Annotated in this window: 16 protein-coding genes; all 16 read right to left on the reverse strand. The window is 46.5% G+C overall.

From position 1 onward, the window contains the following. Positions 1-29 precede the first annotated feature (29 nt). On the reverse strand, positions 30-1,718 hold the full coding sequence (locus OCV70_RS07320; RefSeq protein WP_195587312.1) for a [FeFe] hydrogenase, group A: 1,689 nt from the start codon (positions 1,716-1,718) through the stop codon (positions 30-32). 14 nt (positions 1,719-1,732) lie between these two features. Next, a complete protein-coding gene (locus OCV70_RS07325; protein ID WP_021926214.1) occupies positions 1,733-3,604 on the reverse strand; it encodes an NADH-quinone oxidoreductase subunit NuoF in 1,872 nt (623 codons plus the stop codon). Further along, the gene (locus OCV70_RS07330; protein WP_117849724.1) at positions 3,601-4,080 is read right to left on the reverse strand and encodes a complex I 24 kDa subunit family protein; all 480 of its coding nucleotides are present in this window, start codon (positions 4,078-4,080) and stop codon (positions 3,601-3,603) included. The genes OCV70_RS07325 and OCV70_RS07330 overlap by 4 nt, the downstream gene beginning before the upstream one ends. A 284-nt stretch (positions 4,081-4,364) precedes the next feature. Then, positions 4,365-5,339 carry a GTP 3',8-cyclase MoaA gene (moaA, locus tag OCV70_RS07335; RefSeq protein ID WP_021926212.1) on the reverse strand — a complete coding sequence of 325 codons (975 nt, stop codon included), beginning with the start codon at positions 5,337-5,339 and terminating at the stop codon, positions 4,365-4,367. Then, a complete protein-coding gene (locus OCV70_RS07340; protein ID WP_021926211.1) occupies positions 5,332-5,760 on the reverse strand; it encodes an MOSC domain-containing protein in 429 nt (142 codons plus the stop codon). The genes moaA and OCV70_RS07340 overlap by 8 nt, the downstream gene beginning before the upstream one ends. Positions 5,761-6,072: 312 nt before the next feature. Continuing rightward, entirely contained in the window at positions 6,073-6,927 is an 855-nt protein-coding gene (locus tag OCV70_RS07345; protein WP_021926210.1) for a bifunctional 5,10-methylenetetrahydrofolate dehydrogenase/5,10-methenyltetrahydrofolate cyclohydrolase, read from the reverse strand. 29 nt (positions 6,928-6,956) lie between these two features. Beyond that, entirely contained in the window at positions 6,957-7,586 is a 630-nt protein-coding gene (locus OCV70_RS07350; protein WP_021926209.1) for a cyclodeaminase/cyclohydrolase family protein, read from the reverse strand. Between the two features lie 17 nt (positions 7,587-7,603). After that, entirely contained in the window at positions 7,604-9,289 is a 1,686-nt protein-coding gene (locus OCV70_RS07355) for a formate--tetrahydrofolate ligase (protein WP_173767585.1), read from the reverse strand. Positions 9,290-9,472: 183 nt separating this feature from the next. Beyond that, positions 9,473-10,144 carry a DUF3786 domain-containing protein gene (locus tag OCV70_RS07360; RefSeq protein WP_117849714.1) on the reverse strand — a complete coding sequence of 224 codons (672 nt, stop codon included), beginning with the start codon at positions 10,142-10,144 and terminating at the stop codon, positions 9,473-9,475. A 6-nt stretch (positions 10,145-10,150) separates the two neighbouring features. Beyond that, a complete protein-coding gene (gene acsV / locus OCV70_RS07365; RefSeq protein WP_117849711.1) occupies positions 10,151-12,094 on the reverse strand; it encodes a corrinoid activation/regeneration protein AcsV in 1,944 nt (647 codons plus the stop codon). 167 nt (positions 12,095-12,261) lie between these two features. After that, the gene (gene acsE / locus OCV70_RS07370) at positions 12,262-13,047 is read right to left on the reverse strand and encodes a carbon monoxide dehydrogenase/acetyl-CoA synthase methytransferase subunit (protein ID WP_021926205.1); all 786 of its coding nucleotides are present in this window, start codon (positions 13,045-13,047) and stop codon (positions 12,262-12,264) included. 33 nt (positions 13,048-13,080) lie between these two features. Beyond that, positions 13,081-14,427 carry an acetyl-CoA decarbonylase/synthase complex subunit gamma gene (gene acsC, locus OCV70_RS07375; protein ID WP_021926204.1) on the reverse strand — a complete coding sequence of 449 codons (1,347 nt, stop codon included), beginning with the start codon at positions 14,425-14,427 and terminating at the stop codon, positions 13,081-13,083. A gap of 24 nt (positions 14,428-14,451) precedes the next feature. After that, the gene (gene acsD, locus OCV70_RS07380; RefSeq protein WP_021926203.1) at positions 14,452-15,393 is read right to left on the reverse strand and encodes an acetyl-CoA decarbonylase/synthase complex subunit delta; all 942 of its coding nucleotides are present in this window, start codon (positions 15,391-15,393) and stop codon (positions 14,452-14,454) included. Positions 15,394-15,442: 49 nt separating this feature from the next. After that, a complete protein-coding gene (gene acsB / locus OCV70_RS07385; protein WP_262579487.1) occupies positions 15,443-17,569 on the reverse strand; it encodes an acetyl-CoA decarbonylase/synthase complex subunit alpha/beta in 2,127 nt (708 codons plus the stop codon). Positions 17,570-17,825: 256 nt separating this feature from the next. Continuing rightward, positions 17,826-19,955, reverse strand: coding sequence for an acetyl-CoA decarbonylase/synthase complex subunit alpha/beta (acsB, locus tag OCV70_RS07390; protein WP_117849706.1), 2,130 nt, complete (start codon positions 19,953-19,955; stop codon positions 17,826-17,828). An 18-nt stretch (positions 19,956-19,973) separates the two neighbouring features. After that, positions 19,974-20,747 carry an ATP-binding protein gene (locus OCV70_RS07395; protein WP_117849704.1) on the reverse strand — a complete coding sequence of 258 codons (774 nt, stop codon included), beginning with the start codon at positions 20,745-20,747 and terminating at the stop codon, positions 19,974-19,976. Between the last annotated feature and the right edge of the window lie 24 nt (positions 20,748-20,771).

Consider the following 20,771-nt stretch of genomic DNA (forward strand, 5'->3'; position numbering starts at 1 on the left):
ATATGCAGTCGGGCTTTTTATTATTCTAATCAATAAAACTCATTATGCAGCAGCTTGTGCTCCTTGCCCTTGAGCAGTCCCTGGTAGAGTTCCATAACCATAGGGTTCTCGTCGGACTTCTTGATCAGCATGGTATTGTCTGCGCTGTATAGGCCTCTTGCTCTTGCAGCCTTGGTCCTGTCACCTGCACGTACAGGCTGGCCGCCTCCCATAATACAGCCGCGGCGGCATGCCATAACCTCGATCAGATGATAATTGGCTTCACCGTTCTTCACACGCTCCATAACCGTTCTGGCATTTGCAAGTCCGCTAGTTACACAAATGTTAATATCCATTCCCTTGTAAGGAATAGTAAATTCTTTGATTCCCTCATCGCCGCGCACGCCGCACTCTGCGATCTCGCGCATGGTCTCCTTGGTATGATCCGGGCTTAAGCGACGAAGAACCGCCTCTGTAACACCACCTGTAACACCAAAGATCACACCGCCGCCGGAACCAAATCCAAAAGGCATATCGCATGCTTCCGGCTCCAGCTGGCCGAAGTCCAGACCAAAGTTGTCGATCATTCGAATCAGCTCTGTAGTCGTGATAACAATATCCGTGTCCTGCTCTCCGTCTGTAAAGCTGTTTGGACGGATTGCCTCTGCTTTCTTGGCAGTACATGGCATAACAGATACCATAACCGTTCTCTTGCCTTTGGCATTTTCAGGGTCACGGAAGTACTCCTTAATTACTGCTGACATCATTCCCTGCGGGGATCTGCAGGTAGACAGGTTCGGAATATAATCCTTGTACTGGTCAGTAATAAATTTCACCCATGCCGGACAGCAGGAAGTAAGAAGAGGAAGATTCTCACCATTCTCGACCCTTTTCAGGAACTCTGCGGATTCTTCCATAATAGTCAGATCCGCGCTAAAGCTGGTGTCATAGATTTCATCAAAGCCCATTCTGTGAAGTGCATTGACAATCTTGCCCATTACACTGCGGCCCTTGGTCAGTCCATAGTGATCTCCCACAGCAACACGTACTGCAGGAGCAATCTGTGCAACCACCCGTACATCCGGATCTGCAAGGGCATCCCATACTTCGTCCATATGTGTCTTAATGGAAATAGCACCTGTAGGACAGAATACACGGCACTGTCCGCAGTTCACACACTGTGTCTCTGCTATCTTTTTGTTGAAGGCCGGAATCACAATGGCTTCTGTTCCACGGTATGCAAAGTTCAGGGCACCGATTCCCTGTAGCTCCTCACAGGCACGTACACAGTCACCGCAAAGGATACACTTATTTGGATCGCGGATCAGAGATGGTGAACTGTCATCAATCTCATAATGCTCTCTTGTGTTCTGGAAACGGATATTATGTACCCCAAGTCTGTGAGCCAGCTCCTGGAGCACGCACTCCCCGCTCTTAACGCAGGTAGTACAATCACGGCAATGTGCTGCGAGAAGCAGCTCCACTACCAGCTTCCTGTATTTCTTAATCTTTCCTGAGTTTGTATAAATAACCATGCCGTCTCTTGGTTCCTCAGAACAGGAGGCAAAGGTTCTTCCACGGTCATCCTCTACCGTACACAGACGGCAGGCTCCAAAGGTGGAAACCTCTGAGTGATAACAAAGTGTGGGAATATTGATTCCTGCCTTACGAATAACGGTCAGGACATTTCTTTCATCTGTAAATTCGACTTTTCTGCCGTCAATTGTCATTGTACCCATAATCTGTCCTCCCTTTACATTTCCACATAGATTGCATCAAAATTACAGTTGTCCTTACAGCTGCCGCATTTGATACATACATCATTATTAATATGATAAGGTGATTTGATCTTGCCGGAAATTGCCCCGGCAGGACAGTTCTTGGCACATTTTCCACAGCCAATACAGAACTCCGGATTGATGTGGAACTGACGGAGCGCAGTGCAGACCTTGGCACGGCACTTCTTGTCACGGATATGCTCCTCATACTCCTCACGGAAACGCTTCATGGTACTGAGAACCGGAAGGGGTGCACTCTTGCCAAGACCGCAAAGAGCCATACTCTGAACCATGGTTGCAAGCTCTTCCAGCTCATCAAGATCGGACATTTCACCTCTGCCCTCTACGATCTTCTCCAGAATCTCCAGCATTCGCTTGGTGCCCTCACGGCACGGAACGCACTTGCCGCAGCTCTCCCGCTGGGTAAAGCTCATGAAGAAACGGGCAACCTCTACCATACAGGTATTCTCGTCCATAACAACCAGTCCGCCGGAGCCCATAATGGCATCCAGCTTCTTCACAGAATCAAAATCAAGAGGCGCATCCAGCTGATCCTCGATCAGACATCCGCCGGAAGGGCCACCGATCTGTACACCCTTAAATGCAGCACCGCTCTTAAGACCGCCGCCGATATCATAGATGATCTCACGGAGCGTGGTTCCCATAGGCACTTCAATAAGGCCTGTGTTCTCAATCGCTCCTGTAAGGGAGAATGTCTTGGTACCCGGACTTCCCTCTGTTCCGATGGTACGGAACCAGTCGGCACCCTGCACAATGATCTTCGGAACATTTGCATAGGTCTCTACGTTATTCAGGACGGTCGGCTTGCCCCACAGACCCTTCTCAACCGTACGAGGCGGCTTCACACGAGGCATACCTCTGTTTCCTTCAATGGAGGAGGTAAGGGCAGAGCCTTCACCGCATACGAAAGCTCCTGCGCCACGATTGATGTGAAGGTGGAAGTTTACACCGCTGCCAAGAATATTATCTCCAAGAAGACCATATTTCTCAGCCTGGGAAATAGCAAGGCGAAGTCTTGCGACAGAAAGAGGATACTCTGCACGCACATATATGTATCCGTTCTCAGCACCTACTGCATAAGCGGCAATGATCATACCCTCGATCATCTTATATGGGTCGCCTTCCATAACGGAGCCGTCCATAAATGCTCCCGGGTCACCCTCGTCACCGTTACATACAACATAACGGGTCTTCTCAGCCTGTCTGGCTACCTGTGACCATTTCTTGCCAGCCGGGAAGCCGGCACCGCCACGTCCGCGAAGGCCGGATCTGGTAACCTCATCAATAACCTCCTGGGGAGTCATCTCTGTAACTGCTTTTGCAAGAGCAGCAAAGCCTCCTGCTGCAATATATTCATCAATGGATTCCGCGTCAATCTTACCGCAGTTCTCAAGAACGATCCTGGTCTGACGGTTAAGGAACGGAATGTCCTCTGGCTTGGGACAGACCTCATCCCCATGGCGGTAAAACAGACGGTCTACAGGCTGTCCGAGGCGTACAGTACGCTCTACGATCTCCAGACAGTCTTCTTCCTGAACATGTACATACTGATATCCGTAAGGCTCAATGCGCATCAGAGGTCCTAACTCGCAAAGTCCCTGGCAGCCGGTCTTGATCACGCCTACATGAGGAATGTCTTTCTCCATCTCGATCTGTACGCCATCGATTCCTTCACAAAGCCTTACCATCTCATCGTAAATCTTCTGTGCACCGGAAGCCATACATCCGGTACCGGAACAGACGAGAACACGGCAGGTAAAACCATTTATCAGCTGCTCGACCTCAGCTTTCTTATTCAGCAGTTCTTCTTTACTGTTTATTCTCATCCATTCTCACCTCTCAATCTGTTAATCAGCTCTACTACCTTCTCCGGTGTCATCTTGGCATGTACTTCTTCATTGACCATACAGGTGGGAGCAAGTCCGCAGGCTCCAAGACAGGATACGGTCTCCACAGTGAACATCATGTCGTCTGTGGTGTGCTTCTTATTGCTAAGTCCCAGTTCTTTCATAAAAGCTTCTTTTACGGGAATGGATTTCCTTACATGACAGGCTGTTCCGTCACACACCTTGATAATGTATTTCCCCTTGGGCTCAAAGGAAAAGTTCTCATAGAAGGTGGCTACGCTGAACGCCTTGGCTTCTGTTACGCCGATCTTCTCGGCAACGTAGGTCAGAAGCTCTGCAGGCAGATACCGGTATTCTGCCTGAATGTCCTGCATGATGGGAATTAATGAGGCCGCACATTTTTCATAATGCTCAATAATCTCATCTGCCTTTTTGTAACATGACTGATCTAACATTACTGTTAATCCTCCTTACCTGCCAGTTCTACCTCTGGCCCTTTTGTGAATGTTTCACCATAAGGTCTCCGGCATTGCGTATTTTTTAACAAACTTCACTATTTTTTGTAAGAAAATTATATATTTTTTTGTTCAATTTGGCAAGCTTTTCCTAATAAGTCTTTTAATTAACAATGTTTTTTTGCACAATTAACTCAGTGAAAAATATACCAAAGCGCACAAAAAGCCGGATTCTGCTGGATGTACGGAAAATACATCTGCAAAATCCGGCTTTTTATAGGTTCTCATCCGCCGATCTGCGCCATTATATGGGACTCTTCTGTCCCGTTCTTTTTTTCCTGGAAATTATGGCCTGCTGGCTTCTCATAAATGGTCTTCTGGATGGTTTCCTTCAGAAGCGCATCGGAAACGCCGCCTCTTAACAATGCTTTTAAGTCCGCTCCGTTTTCAAACTGAAGACAGCCCTTCAGATATCCGGTAGAAGTAAGGCGCACACGGTTGCACTGACTGCAGAACTTGTGGGACAAAGCACTGATAAATCCAATTCTGCCCTGGAAATTTTCAAGGGTATAATAATGGCAGGGCCCATTTCCAAGGGTTTCCTTCGTAGGCGTCATAGGACCGTAAGCACGCTCCAGAAGCCCTTTTACCGTCTCCTCGTCTCTCGCTGTAAACTCTTTTCCAAGACCAATGGGCATCATCTCGATAAACCGCACATGGAGCGGATTCTCCTTTGCCAGGACCGCCACCTGCAAAAGATCCTGCTGGCTCTGAAAAGTAGGAACACAGTTTACCTTCACCTTAAGCTCCGGATAGGAAAGTGCTGCCTCAAGTCCTTCCAGCACCTTTTTCAGCTCATCCCTTCTGGTGATTTTTCGAAAAGTCTCTGCATCCAAAGTGTCTAAGCTTATATTCACTGCATCCAATCCCGCTTCCATCAGCCCCGGCAGCTGCTCTTTCAGCAAAATGCCGTTGGTAGTCAACGTCACCTGCTGGATTCCGGGAAGAGCTTTCAGCTCTTTCACAAGGGGAACACAGATCCTGCGCACCAAAGGCTCCCCTCCTGTCAGCTTGATCCTGGAAATCCCAAGCTCACTGGCCAGGCTGCAGACTCTTAAGATTTCATCTTCACTTAGAACCTCCGTGCGGGGAATCTGACAGATTCCTTCCTCTGGCATGCAGTAAATGCACCGCAGATTACAGCGGTCTGTAAGGGAAATCCGCATGTAATCAATGATTCTTCCATACTGATCAAGCATAATCCATCTCGTCTCCCTCTGAGATCACGCCGCCGTGGATCACCCTGGCAAACACGCCCTCTCTTGGCATGATGCAGTCCCCCATGATCTTAAAAATCTCGCAGCCATTGTGGCACTGCTTGCCAATCTGGGTGATTTCCAGGATCACATCGTTGCATTTCAGCCGTGTGCCAACAGGCAAAGTTCTGAAATCAAACCCCTGCACAATGAGATTTTCCCCAAAGGCGCCATCCTGCACCGGGGCTCCCTTCGCCTTGAATTCTTCTATTTTCTCATAGGAAAGAAGGCTGACCTGGCGGTGCCAGTTCCCTGCATGGGCGTCATTCTCCAGTCCATAATTCTCGATCAGTTTCACAGTGTGGACATTGACCTTCTGAGTTCCTCGTTTCTCGCTGATATTTACTGCCATCACTTTTCCCATATCACACGACCTCCATATATCTGTTACTATCTATGATACAATATTTTTAAGAGAAAAGCAATTTTTTTGTAAATATTAAACATATTCTAATGGAAATCAGGTTACTGTTCACTTCGTGAGCAGTAACACGCTTCGCGATGCACAGAAATCATGCATTCGCATGATTTCGCGCTGCAATTCTCGGGTTTTCTGTGAACTTTGTTCACAAAAAACACCTCGCGGAATGTTACCAGTGAACAGTAACGAAATCAGCTTCTGAACTATACTATAAAAAGCTCCCCGGGTTTCCCCGGAGAGCTTTCTTTATGCAAATTATGCGTTTACCTTACGCATTGCTGCCTCCACAACATGTCCTACCAGAACAGAAGTTGTAACACTTCCAACTCCGCCAGGAACCGGTGTGATCGCATCAACGATCGGCTCTACTGCTGCGTAGTCAACGTCTCCGCAAAGCTTGCCTTCTGCATTTACGTTGATTCCTACGTCGATCACAACCTGTCCCTCTTTAACATAATCAGCGCCAACAACGCCTGCACGGCCTGCTGCTACGATGATGATGTCTGCTTCACGAGCTACAGATGGCATATCAACGGTTCTTGTATGGCAGATGGTTACAGTTGCGTTTTTCTTAACAAGCATCATTGCCGCCGGCTTACCAACAACAAGGCTTCTTCCGATTACAACTGCTTTTTTACCTGTGCAGTCGATTCCGTAATGATCCAGGATCTCCATACATGCCTGTGGTGTACATGGTGGGAAGCCGATCTTCTTACCTGTGAAAACACCGGACATGGAAAGGTCTGTCATACAGTCAACATCTTTTTCAGGAGCAAGTGCATTCTCGATCACTGCCTGGTCTAAGTGCTTCGGAAGCGGACGGAACAGAAGAACGCCATGGATATGGTCATCCTTGTTTACCTTGTCGATTACTGCAAGAAGCTCTTCCTGAGCTACATCCTCCGGAAGAAGAATCTTCTCGCAGGCAACTCCTAAAGTCTCGCAGCGCTTTGTTGCGCCTCTCTCATAGGAAATGTCGCTTGGATTCTCGCCTACACGGATAATGCAAAGTGTCGGGTTAACGCCTTTTTCCTGAAGTGCTGCCACATTGCCTTTGATGCGCTCATTTAATGCAGCAGTTACTTCTTTACCTAATAACTGTTTTGCCATTTTGAATGATCTCCCTTTCTGGTATCCTATTATTTCAGTCTTGCAAGAACGCTGTCAAATGTCTCATCTGCAAGCTTACAATATTTCTCAAGCATAGCATCTGCTTTCGCGTTGAGCTCTTCTGCATATTCTCTGTCTGCCATGGATTTGGTGTTAATGTAAACATTCAGGCTGGCACCCTTTAATGCAGCCTTGCAGAAGGTTGCCGCTACACCGGCATCGCTGATTGCAAGCTTGGAGCCCTTTGCAGCGAATTCCTTGATCAGATCAAGTGCTTCACAGCATTTCTCCATAATTTCCATAGGAACGGAGCAGGCATCCTTTAATACGATTGCCATAACTCTTGCTTTCTCAGCCTTCTCTTCTTCTGTCTCCTTTGGCATTCCATATGCCTTGGAAAGAGGCTCAAAAACTTCTGCATCCCGCTCAATAAGACGAAGGAAATCTTTCTGAAGCTGGTCGCATTTGCCCTTCAGCTCCCACATTTCTTCCTCAACATCTGCATATTTCTTTTTGCCAACAGTAAGGCTTCCTACCATGTTGCCAAGAGCAGTTCCTACTGCACCAACCAATGCGGATGCTCCGCCGCCGCCCGGAACCGGGGCTTTAGAAGCAAGAACTTCTACAAATTCTGTACATGTACTTGTTGAAAATCCCATTTTCGTTTATCTCCTTATTAGAACAGTCCTGTGATCTTACCTGTCTCGTCAACATCGATTCTCTCAGCAGCCGGAACCTTCGGAAGACCTGGCATAGTCATGATCTCACCGGTAAGAGCTACAATGAAGCCTGCACCAGCAGAAATTTTCAGGTTGCGAACGGTTACTTCGAAATCTGTTGGAGCACCAAGCTTTGTCTGATCATCCGTTAAGCTGTACTGTGTTTTTGCAACACAGATCGGGCAGTTTCCAAAGCCAAGAGCCTCAAGCTGTTTTGCCTGTTTCTGAGCATTTGCTGTAAGAACTACGTTCTTTCCACCGTAAACCTTCTGAACGATCTGGTTCAGCTTGTCCTCGATAGAGCCTTCAAGCTCATAAGCATAAGTAAAGTCGTTTGGCTCCTCGCACAGACGAATTACTTCCTCAGCAAGCTTCAGACCGCCTTCGCCGCCTTTTGCCCATACTTCGGAGAGCGCAACATTGACACCAAGCTCTTTACATTTTGCTTCTACAAGATCAAGCTCTGCCTTGGTATCTGTTGGGAATGCATTGATTGCAACTACACATGGAAGCTTGTAAACATTCTTAATATTGTTTACATGTTTCAGAAGGTTCGGAAGACCCTTCTGAAGAGCCTCAAGGTTCTCATTATTCAGATCTGCTTTTGCAACGCCGCCATTGTATTTAAGTGCACGAACAGTAGCAACGATAACAACTGCATTTGGATGAAGGTCAGCCATACGGCATTTGATGTCAAGGAATTTCTCAGCACCAAGGTCAGCACCAAAGCCAGCCTCTGTAATTGCATAATCAGCAAGCTTCATAGCCATCTTTGTAGCTGTTACAGAGTTGCAGCCATGAGCGATGTTTGCGAATGGTCCGCCGTGAACGATTGCCGGTACATGCTCAAGAGTCTGAACCAGGTTTGGTTTGAGGGCGTCCTTTAAAAGTGCAGTCATAGCGCCTTCTGCGTGAAGGTCACCAGCTGTTACAGGCTTCTGCTCTGATGGTTTGCCATATGTATAGCCAACGATCATTCTTGCAAGTCTGTTCTTCAAATCTGTGATATCGCTTGCAAGACAGAGAACTGCCATGATCTCAGATGCTACTGTGATATCGTAGCCATCCTCACGTGGCATACCGTTTGTTCTTCCGCCAAGACCATCGATTACGTTACGAAGCTGACGGTCATTCATATCCACACATCTTCTCCATGTAACCTTACGTGGGTCAATGTTCAGTGCATTGCCCTGGAAAATGTGGTTGTCGATCATTGCTGCAAGAAGGTTGTTTGCAGCGCCGATTGCGTGGAAGTCACCTGTGAAGTGAAGGTTAATGTCCTCCATCGGAACAACCTGTGCATAGCCGCCGCCTGCTGCACCGCCCTTTACACCAAATACCGGTCCAAGAGATGGCTCACGAAGCGCAACCATTACGCTCTTTCCAAGCTTCTGCATTCCATCTGCAAGACCTACAGTTGTAGTTGTTTTTCCCTCACCTGCCGGGGTAGGGTTAATTGCTGTTACAAGGATCAGTTTTCCGTCTTTTTTATCGCTCTCTTTTAAGAGATTGTAGTCGATTTTTGCCTTATACTTTCCATACTGCTCCAGGTATTTGTCATCAATACCAGCCTTCTGTGCAATCTGGGTAATCGGCAGCATTTCGCATTCCTGTGCGATTTCAATGTCACTCTTGTATCCCATTGTAACTTACCTCCTTTTTACGTCACCGCTACCTGAGCAGGACGCCTCCGCATAATTTGAATTTATCAAAACGGCTTCCGAAAGGGTATTAAGGATCATGCCCCTGTCCGGATCCGCTTTAATCATGAATATACCGCTTTTACATTTAACAGCCTTTAAATTCCGGTTAATTTATATGCAGGATCATTTCGCCTGCGCTGCCTTTAAAAAGGCTTTCAAAGAGCCGATGATCACATCTCCCATAACCGCCATATCTTCCGCAGCAAAGGATACGGGGAAATTATCTGAAAACAGAATCTGGGAGGATGGTGGAAATTCCTCATCTCCCTCCCACAGAATCATCTGGATCTGATATCCGGGATAAATGGATAACTCATATGCCGCATCTCCGAATTTCACAGGAGTGCATTTCATATGATCCATTACCAGCCTGAAATCCTTCAGTCTGTTACCATAAGTAAATGCAAGACGCTTAATGCATCTTCCGTCAAACTGGCGTAAATACACTTCGCCCCAAGGCATTTCACGGTAGGTTTTATACTTACCGGTTCCCATGGAAGCAGAACCGTTTAACAGAAAACGGATCGTCAGGATTTTCGCATAGATCATATCCTCAAGAGGATAGCATTTCTTCTCATCCTCCACATGCTTTACCTGAAAATCCGGGTATGTGATAGTATAATCAGAGCCCAGAAATGTCAAAGTAAAGGCTTTCGCACTTTCATCATATGGAATAGAAAGTCTGGCTGCGATTTCCTTAGGATCAGCCTTTGCATACAGCTCAAGATAATGCTCCCAGGGCATTCTCTCCTTGCTGTCTTTATCATAGTTTAAATCATCAATGGTAAATGGCATTTTTGTTTACTTCCTGTTCTGTAAATCTTTCATTACGTCCGGGAACATTCCGGTGTCTGTGTGCGGAATAAAGCATGCGCCCACAAACTCGTCCATATAAGTCGGTACTGTGGAAAGCTCCATGTATGTCATGTTTGCAGCAAGCTCATAGGTCTTCTTCTCTGCTGCTGTAGAAAGAAGCATCAGGTAGGAGCCTGTCAGGGAAGAATTGCCGATATAGTGGAATTTCTCCAGAGGGATATCCGGGAACATTCCGATATTTACAGCATTTCTCATATTGATACCGCTTCCGATACCTCCTGCTACATAAACATCATCAATCATGCTTACATCAAAGTCCAGACTGTTGAGCATAGTGCGGATTGCAGAAAAAATAGCACCCTTGGCACGGATAAAGTTATCAATATCCACCTCTGTGATCTCAACATCCTTCACAGAGCCTGCTTCGCTTTCAAATGCGATCACATAGCTTCCCATTCCATATTTGTCGTGGCGGATTCTCTCACCCTCGCGGACAAATTTACCCTTAGGGTTGATGATTCCACACATGAAAAGCTCACTGATCACGTCAATGATTCCGGAACCGCAAAGTCCGATCGGCTTGGTTCCAGGATTTCCTACTACCTTGTAGGTAGGAATCATAGTTTCCTTGTCAATGGTACAGGCCTCAATGGCACCGTCTGTTGCACGCATACCGCAGCTGATGTCACCACCCTCAAAGGCAGGTCCTGCTGAACATGCACAGCTCATCATAAAGTCAGAGTTTCCGAATACCAGCTCTCCGTTGGTACCAAGGTCAATAAACAGGGAAAACTCCGGTCTGTTCCAGATCATACTTACTAAGGTTCCGGCAGTAATGTCACCGCCTACATAGCTTCCGATATTCGGCGCAATAATAATATGCGCGTCTTTATTAATGGCAACTCCCACATCAGAAGCAAAAAGGGAGTTGGTCTTAAAGAATGCAGGAATGTATGGCTCCATACGGACCGGATCCGCATTGATTCCTGCAAACAGATGATTCATGGTTGTGTTTGCGCCTACAGACATTCTGTAAATATGGCTGGCTGAAATACCGGCGCTTTTGCACATCTGCGCAATAAGAGGGTTGATGGTCTCTTTAATTACGGCATCCTGCAGCTTCTTCTTTCCTCCTGGCTTCTGCTGCTCGATGATACGGTTGATAACATCTGCGCCGAAACGGATCTGTCCGTTTCCGGAGGAAGCCTTGGCAAGAATTTCTCCTGTCTCCATATTGATCAGAACTGCGGACACGGTGGTAGTACCAATATCTACTGCCAGACCACCGACTACTACATCCTCATCTTTTCCGAAAATATCGTATACAAAAAGATCATTTGGTGCAGTCCGGACTACACATTTCACTTTGAAATGGTTCTCCCGGAGCACATCCGGTAATTTTCTTAAAACAGCATAAGGAATCCTTACCTGCTTCAGATTCATGTATTTCTTTAAAGCTCTTGTAAGACGTTCATTGTCCGGCATTGTATCATCCAGACTTGGCTCGTCCATCTCCAGTTCAATTACGTCAAGACTGTTCCGAAGCTCAATTCCGGTCATCTCCACATCATTCTTGGAGTTTTCAAAAATGGCAATTTCCTCTTTGGAGCTCAGGTCTGCAACCTTCATTCTGCTCTTGTAAGCAGACGCAATATCAGGAACAAGCACAGTCACATCAGCACAGATCTTGCTTACACAGGCAAGACGCCATCCTGCCTGATATTCTTCATCACTGATATGCAAGGTTTTCTTGCTGTCCAGTTCTCCCTTTATCAACTGCACCCGGCACTTTCCGCAAGAAGCATTTCCGGAGCATGGTGCGTCGATGGCCACATTGGCCTCTCGCGCTAATTCAAGTAAATTGTCCCCCGCATTGGCAAAATGTTCTACCACACTGCCATCTTCAAAAGAAAATGTTACCTTAAACATTCGGCACTCACCTTTCTCATATGGTAATATCTGCCAAAACAGACATTTAATTTGTTAAAAAAGGGACTGAGGCCCAAGCCCCAGCCCCTCTTTGTATCTTACGTCCCTATTCAAGCACGGAAATATCCGCTTACGCAGACAGCTTATAAAAGTCAGCTACTCCGTGATTACAGCTCAAGATAGGAATCAGCATACAGGGTGTTGCCCTTGAATACATCGCAGGATTTGATTGTTTCCATAAGACGAAGGTCGTTAGGGTTAACAATTGCAGATGTAAGACCCTGCATCATAGCCATAGCAACTAATGCGGAATCCATGATCGGACGGATATTCTTCGGCATACCGTTACTGTTGTTGGACAGACCGCCTGTAGAATTCAGTCCCATATCGGAGAACATTTTGATAGCCTCCAGAACTTCCATCTGTTTCTCCTGCATTCCCTTAACAACCAGGAATAACGGATCAAACCACAGATCAGAAGGATCCATGCCAAGTCCCATACCTCTTTCAAGCATGTTCTGGCAGTGCATCATACGCTCATCATTGTCTGCTGCAATACCGTCAGCGGAGCAAAGAGCGATAACGATAGCATCGTTTGCTGCTGCAAGGTCGATGTTCTCGATTCTTCCGCCAGCATCTGCGGAGTTAACGATCGGTTTTCCTTTGCTTCTGTTATATACAGAAATACCAGCCTCGATAGCTTTCTTATTGGAAGTATCAAGTGCAAGCGGAACATTATCGAAGTTCTCCTGAAGAAGCTTAACAGCCCATTTCATCAGGTCTTCTCCATCGTTCTCAGCTGGTCCGATGTTTACATCAAGATATACAGCACCAGCATCAAGCTGCTGTTTTGCTCTTTTTAAGATCGGCTCAGGATCTCTCTCTGTAAAAGCTTTGTTTACAGATGGTGCTGTTGTGGAAAGTCTCTCACCAATAGTAATAAATTTTGCCATTGTAGTGTTCTCCTTTTTGATAGATTTAGTTGTTTATGCGTCCAGGTCCTTTAAGAACTTAACAAGCTGTACAGCTTCTCTTGGTCCGACAATAATCTCCCATCCCGGAAGCTTTGCTTCCAGATCGCCCTTAAGTACGGCAACCTTTCCAGGGATTACAAGTCTTCTGCTCTTAACCTTAGGCTCTACGTTCTCTTTGAAGAATGCGGAAATGCTGTTTCCGGAGAACTTACCAGCAGCCCAGGAGGTCAGTACGGATAATCCGCCTGCATCATTGATAACAAGGTTAAGCGGAACACCGGAACGCTCCAGCTCACCAGATACAAGGAAGTATGTAAGAGCAAAGTCTACAGTTGTAACAACAAGAGAATTCTCGTCAGCACCGTTCATTGGGTAGATGCCTGGCTCTACACGCATTGGCTTCTGCGGGTCAGTAAATACGTTCTGACGCAGACCGTATAACGGAAGTGCCTCTGCATATGTCATACGCTCCATAACGATAATGGAACCATATTTCATAGTGAATACAGCTGCAAGTGCTGCCTGAAGATGATAATCTCCGCCAGCAATCTTAGCAAGATTTACAATAGAAGGATATCCAAAGGTTCTGTCCTGATCTTTGAGAGCTGCACGACGAACCTGAACAGCATTTCCGAAGGTCTCTTTTACATCAGCACCTGTTACATCAAGTACCAGGTTCTTGTTTCCGAGCTTCTCAAGAGCTGCTGTGGTGTCATATAACTCGTTTAAGTCTTTGCCGGATACACCAAGAACTACACCTGCTGCTGTAGCAACAGCGTTCATAGCCTCGTAGTTGGAAGCATTTGCTCCGTTTAATACCGGCTTGTTGTCCTTGCATACTTCAAGGGCTGCTTTTGCGATCTCAGGATCAGAGCATCCAAGGATCATAGTACGTCCAAGTGCTGCTGCTTTCTGAACGAGAGCTGTATATTTGTCAGCTGTTGCCTCAGCATCACAGTTCACATAAACAAGCTCTGCGTACATTCTCTCACCGATACGGTCGTAATCAACCTTCGGGATCTCAGCCAGCTTCGCATCAACAGCAGCATCGTCCATGCATGTGCACAGCTCTACTGCATATCTGGATTTGTTTACAAATGTCTTCTCATGTCTGAAAAGAACTGTCTCACCGCCAAGGGTAAGCTCCTCTGCGCCAGTTCCGATCTTGATTGTCTTCATTGGCGGAGCTGTTGCCTCAGAAAGGGAAGCTAATGCGTCCTCGGACATATGTGGACACTGCTCAATTTTCATAGCGCCCTGTGCAACCTTCATAGAGAAAGCCATACATGTCGGGCATCCACATTCCTTACAGTTTTTCTTTGGTGTTAATTTAAAAATCTGAATACCATTCAGTGCCATATCAATTATTCCTCCTAAAAATTATTACACAAGTGCGTCAATCATCTTAGCGATGGTCTTTACAGACTGTGGATGTCTTAAGATAACTGCATCAGAACCTGCTGCAAGGTCTGCTGCTGCTGTCATAACTTCCATGTTGATACCACGCTCATCCTCTGATCCCCATTCAGGCATATCTTCCTCAGTAGCAACTGATTCTTTTACGCCCCATGTCTCAGAAGAAACCGGTGTAATAATTGGCATCTGCAGCATGTTATCATTCTGGGATAAAGCTGCTCCTTTGATACGGTCCATAGTGGAAACAACGTACTCATAACCGTAACCTACTGTTGCGGTACCTACGTTCATAACGATCTTCTTCGCATCAACACCTAACTGTGTTGTAACTACGTTCAGCTGTTTTGCAAGGTTGATATCATCAGCAGACTCAGCACCTACGATCTGGTTGTAAGCAAGACCTGCTGCTGCACCGATTGCCTTGTAGTTTTCTTCCTTCTCAGACATAACGATTACGTTTCTGCCCTGAAGTGCTTCTGCAACCTTTGGAAGAAGTTCCGCATCCTTCTCCACATTCTTGCAGCCTTCAACTACTAATGGACAGTCGATTGCTTCTGCAACCTCTTTCACTACTGCAATAAGCTCTTCTGTAGATTTGTTTACTCCGTTTGGATCTCCGCCATCCAGATTGAGTACAACAAAATCTCCACCTTCCATAGCTGCTGCTTTCTTAGCGATCTCAGCCATAGTGGTGCATCCTTCATAATATGCTTTGATTCCCGGCGCAAATTCGTCAAGTCCCATATCAGTGATTTCTACACCGATTTTCGGACGGTTCTCGGTTGGTGCATCAAATGTATAGAACGGAAATGTGGAATTTCCTCCAATAGTAACCGCTTTATCACCAGTTCCAACCGTAACAGTGTTGATCTTTGCGTTGAACTTCTGTGGTTTCTGATTAAATGGCATTTCTTAAAGCCTCCTTGAAAATTTTGTAAAAGTATACAGAACCATTATACTACATCATCGGATCCATTGACAATGCAGGATGATTATGTTCTGTTAAAAATGCAACAAGAACTTCCGGATCTGTGGCAACTGTCTCATCACCGACCATATCAGTGAAGTTGTCAATGCCATAGAGTTCTTTTGCAGTTCTGTTGAGACGCTCCGCCACGGTCTCTTTTAATTCCTTCGGCATCCATACGATACGCTCAATTCCGCCCTCTGCCTTCATGAATTTCTTGGATGAAATAAAGTGTTTTCCATGTCCCATAAAGCCTGGTGTCTGAACACCGCCTCCGGTCATGGAAGCCATCTCGGAGAACGTCATTCCAAGAGGTGTCATGCCTGCATACTCACGGTTTGCGATAACCACGCCATTGGAAAATGGCTCGATACCGCAGATACACTCGAAGCATCCGCAGGAGGTCATAGGATCCTGCATGATGGAGTACAGAGTAACATGCTCCAGAGCACCCTGGGAATATTTCTTTACTGCTTCATCAACATCCTCGTAAGAGCCCAGATTTACATCAATCGGGCGCTCCTTGGTGATGATCTGACATGGGCCGTTTGGATCCAGCTCATTTGTGGCTTTTGCATCAAGCCATGAAACGGCTCCGCAAAGTCCAAGTCTCTCCGGTGTTACTACGCAGACATGTGACGGAGAAAATGCCTGACACAGGATACAGCTGTAATAAACGTCTACAGACTCATCGGTAAGGGTTTCCAGACGTGCATCACGTTTGTCGAAAGTAGGAATTGCTACTTCGTGACGGATTCTGGTACACTCAGCCGGGTCCGTGTAAACGGTTACCTGACACTTATCTACAACCGCCTCAAACTCATTCTTTACCTGTGTGTAAAGAACCTCGCCAAAATGTCTGGCTCTGAAGCCTGCTGCAAATGCGTCATTGCTGATACGGATACGGAACATATCCCTTTGTCCTGTATGGTATACACCTTCAATGCAGTTTATATAATTGTGGAATTTACGCTCGATAACCGGCTCAAAATCCGGCTGCATCTTCTTGCCTGCTACTTCTACCACGTAGGCAAGACTGTGCTTGCTTCCAGGCTCAAAGCTATCGACCTCAGGACCTACGACAGTGATCTTGTGATCTTCGACCTCGTTCATTTCCTTAGTCTGCACAAGTTCTACGCAGTCCACACGGGAACCGTCAAATTCCACACGCATATCTTTACGACGAATGATCTCGCCCTCAAAAGCGGATGCAAACGCAACCGGAATATCCACTTTTGTAATCTTGATCTTGATTCCTCTGGCTTCCAGGGAAACCTTGTTAAAATCAGCAACGTTCGGGCATGCGATCAGTGCGCCTGGTACTTCCGCAATGTTCTCATCCTCATTGGAGATAACCGGGAAGCCAAGCTTGATAGCACCTGCACCTGCTGCGAGAATTACATCATCAACAGGATTGAAGGCATTTACAAATGCCGGGACCCTGTCTTTGGTGTATGTAAGAAGGCTTGCTGCATCACCAGGTGTTACGTTACCGAAGATCAGTGCTGCACGAAGTGCAACGGATACAACGTGGATTACACTTGTTACGTCTTTTCCCAAAGGAACGATTCTTAAATTATAGCCCATCTTCAGGCCAAGCTCCTGTGCCTGGTCGATGATACCGCCAACCAGTGTTACAAGAATACCCTGTGCCTGGTAGCTCTTGATCAGGTCAACACCTTCCTGTGCAGTAGGTGCGCTGCCAAGAATAACTGCTACTCCGGGGATATCTCCTGTTACAAGCGGTACACCAAGCTCACGGATAATGGAGTCCGGAAGATGTCCATAGCATGGCTCCTGATAAGGCTCTGCCCCATCAAGATATTTCAATGCTTCAATAAATTCCGCGCAGAGAGCGGTGGCTACGCCTGACATAAGAGCATCCTCCAGTGCATGCTCTCTTGTCATAAGAGATTTGACGACGCTAAGAGCTGCCTGCAGTTCTCCAAGTGTCTTGATCTTAACACCAGTTACTGCATAATAGCATGGCAGGCAGTAAGCAGTATGGGGAAATCCCACCGCTTTGTCTGCACCATGCTGTTGTACAGCATCGTTTACGGCTTTTTCTGTCAGACCGTATACTGCATCATTTCCGCTGAAAATTCTGTTAATTAACAATTTTCTGCATCTCCTTTTCTGTTAATCTTCTATCACAAACCATCACAGGCTTCAACACCTTTTGTGGATTTGCTGCTAAATAAATTATCAGACATGGATTCTTTCATTCCGCAATAAAACAATCCATTGTATTCGCCCTCCGCAGCGAAACGATCAAGCTGTCAAACAGTATCCTGCCTGGAAACAAATTTCCCGGAGCCTGCCAGACGGCAGACCCCAGAAAATGATTTTCCCTCAGCAGGATTTACTGAATCTATTACATCATCGGATCAAGTCCAAGTGCCGGATGTCCTTTCTCTGTAAGGAACTCTACCAGTGCCTCAGGATCTGTAGCAACAGTCTCGTCACCGATCATATCTGTGAAGTTGTCGATTCCGTAGAGATCTTTTGCAGTAGCATTCAGTCTGTCTGCGATGAACTCTTTTAATTCTTTCGGCATCCAAACGATACGCTCGATACCGCCCTCAGCCTTCATGAATTTCTTGGAAGCGATGAAGTGTTTTCCATGTCCCATGAATCCAGGAGTCTGAACTCCACCACCTGTCATGGAAGCCATCTCAGAGAAGGTCATTCCAAGAGGTGTCATGCCTGCATACTCACGGTTTGCGATAACTACACCATTGGAGAACGGCTCGATACCGCAGATACACTCGAAGCATCCGCAGGAGGTCATAGGATCCTGCATGATGGAGTACAGGGTAACGTGCTCAAGAGCACCCTGGGAGAACTTCTGAACTGCTTCATCAACGTCCTCGTAAGCACCAAGATCCTCATTGATCGGACGCTCTTTGGTGATTACCTGGCAAGGTCCGTTCGGATCAAGCTCGTTGGTAGCTTTTGCATCCAGCCATGAAACGGCACCGCAAAGTCCAAGTCTCTCAGGTGTAACAACACAAACATGAGACGGGGAGAATGCCTGGCAAAGGATACAGCTGTAATATACGTCTACAGACTCATCAGTCAGGTTTGCAAGACGGTCATCACGTTTCTCGAAGATCGGGATAGCAACCTCATGACGGATTCTTGTACACTCAGCAGGATCTGTGTAGATCACAACCTCACACTTGTCAACAACAGCGTCGAACTCGTTCTTAACCTGTGAGTAAAGAACCTCACCGATGTGTTTGATACGGAAGCCTGCATCATATGCTGCATGGCTGATACGGATACGCTGCATATCTCTCTGTCCTGTGTGGTATACACCCTCGATGCAGTTGATGTAGTTGTGGAATTTACGCTCGATTACAGGCTCGAAGTCTGGCTGCATGTTCTTTCCTGCAACCTTAACAACGTATGCGATGCTGTTCTTGCTTCCCTCTTCCATCTCGTCAACTTCCGGTCCTACAACTGTGATCTTGTGATCCTCAACCTCAGAAGCGTCACAGGTATGTACAAGCTCTGCACAGTCTACACGGGAACCATCGAACTCAACCTGCATGTCTTTACGACGGATGATCTCGCCCTCGAATGCGGATGCAAATGCAACCGGGATATCGATGTTTGTGATCTTGATCTTAATGTCACGAGCCTCAAGGGAAGTAGCGTTGAATTTGCTTACATCCTCCTGAACGATAAGACTCTTTGGTACACGGAAGATATTCTCTGTCTCGTTTGTGATTACCGGGAAGCCAAGTGCGATAGCACCAGCTCCGCATGCAACTACAACGTCATCCAGAGGTCCGAATGCGTTAACAAATGCCGGAACACGATCCATTGTGTATTTCATAAGTGTGCCTGCATCTCCAGGTGTTACATTACCGAAGATAAGAGCTGCACGAAGTGCAACGGATACAACGTGGATAACAGAGGTAACGTCTTTTCCAAGAGGAATAACACGTACGTTTGCTCCTGTGTTCATGCCGGCTTCCTTAACCTGATCAATGATACCGCCAACCAGTGTTACAAGAATACCCTGTGCCTGATAGCTCTTTACAAGAGCAACACCCTCTTCTACAGAAGGAGCAGATCCAAGGATAACGGCTACACCAGGAATATCGCCTGTTACAAGCGGTACACCAAGCTCACGGATAACAGCATCTGCAAGATGACCATAGCATGGCTCCTCATATGGTGTTGCTCCGTCGATATATTTCAGAACTTCGATGAACTCTGCGCAAAGTGCGGTAGCAATACCGGACATAAATGCGTCGTTCAGTCTTTTCTCTCTTGTCATAAGAGTTTTTACAACGCCAAGAGCCTCTTTTAACTCTTTTAAGGTTGTAACCTTTGTTCCTGTTACAGAATAGTAGCAAGGAAGGCTGTAAGCGGTATCAGGGAAGCTTACTGCTTTGTCTTCGCCGTGCTGTGCGATGGCTGCATCAATAGCACCCTCTGTTAATCCATAAACAGCGTCATTTCCGCTGAATACTCTATCAAATAAAGTCACTGTAGTACCTCCTATTATTTACAGACTGTTTTCATTGTCTATCTTTTCTTTAATCTTTCTGATTTCGGATGTTACGGTCTCACTGAAATCATAGGGAGATTTGCCCTGGCGGTCTGCGTCCATAACTTCAACATTATAGTGGATCATACCAAGAAGATCTTCAGCCGGAATCTTTGCCCTGATGAACTCTTCATCCTCAGCATTCCGGACTTTGTTTGCAACCACCTTGACCTGGGTGATTCCAAGATCCTTTGCAAGGCGTTTTACATTCTTGTAGGTCTGTACGCTTCTTGCGCCCGGTTCGATCACAACAATAAATTCGTCCATACTTTCCGTGGTTCCCCGGCCCAGATGCTCCAGACCGGCTTCCATATCCATAATCACCACATCATCCCTGTGTACAACAAGGTTGCTGATGATTCTCTTTAACATGACATGCTCAGGGCAGACACATCCGCCGCCGCCTGTCTCCACGGTTCCAAGTACAAGCAGCTTTACGCCATTACAGACCTTTCCGTAGGTATCCGGAATATCGTCCACCTTTGGGTTCAGTGTATAAAACTGGTTCTGACTGTTGGCTCCGGTACGCTCCTCCACCAGCTTACGCATTTTTGAAATTGGAATAATGGAATCAAGAGTTTCCTCATCAAACCCAAGGGCAAGTCCCAGGTTTGCGTCCGGATCAACATCCGCTGCAAGGACCTTCTTCCCTTCATCTGCATATAATCTGGCAAGTGTTGCCGCAAAAGTTGTCTTTCCTACTCCGCCTTTACCGGTTACTGCTATTTTCATAAGTTAATCGCGCCTTTCTTTGGA

The organism is Blautia acetigignens, from assembly GCF_025566865.1.
GTDB classification, from domain to species: Bacteria; Bacillota; Clostridia; order Lachnospirales; family Lachnospiraceae; genus Blautia_A; species Blautia_A acetigignens.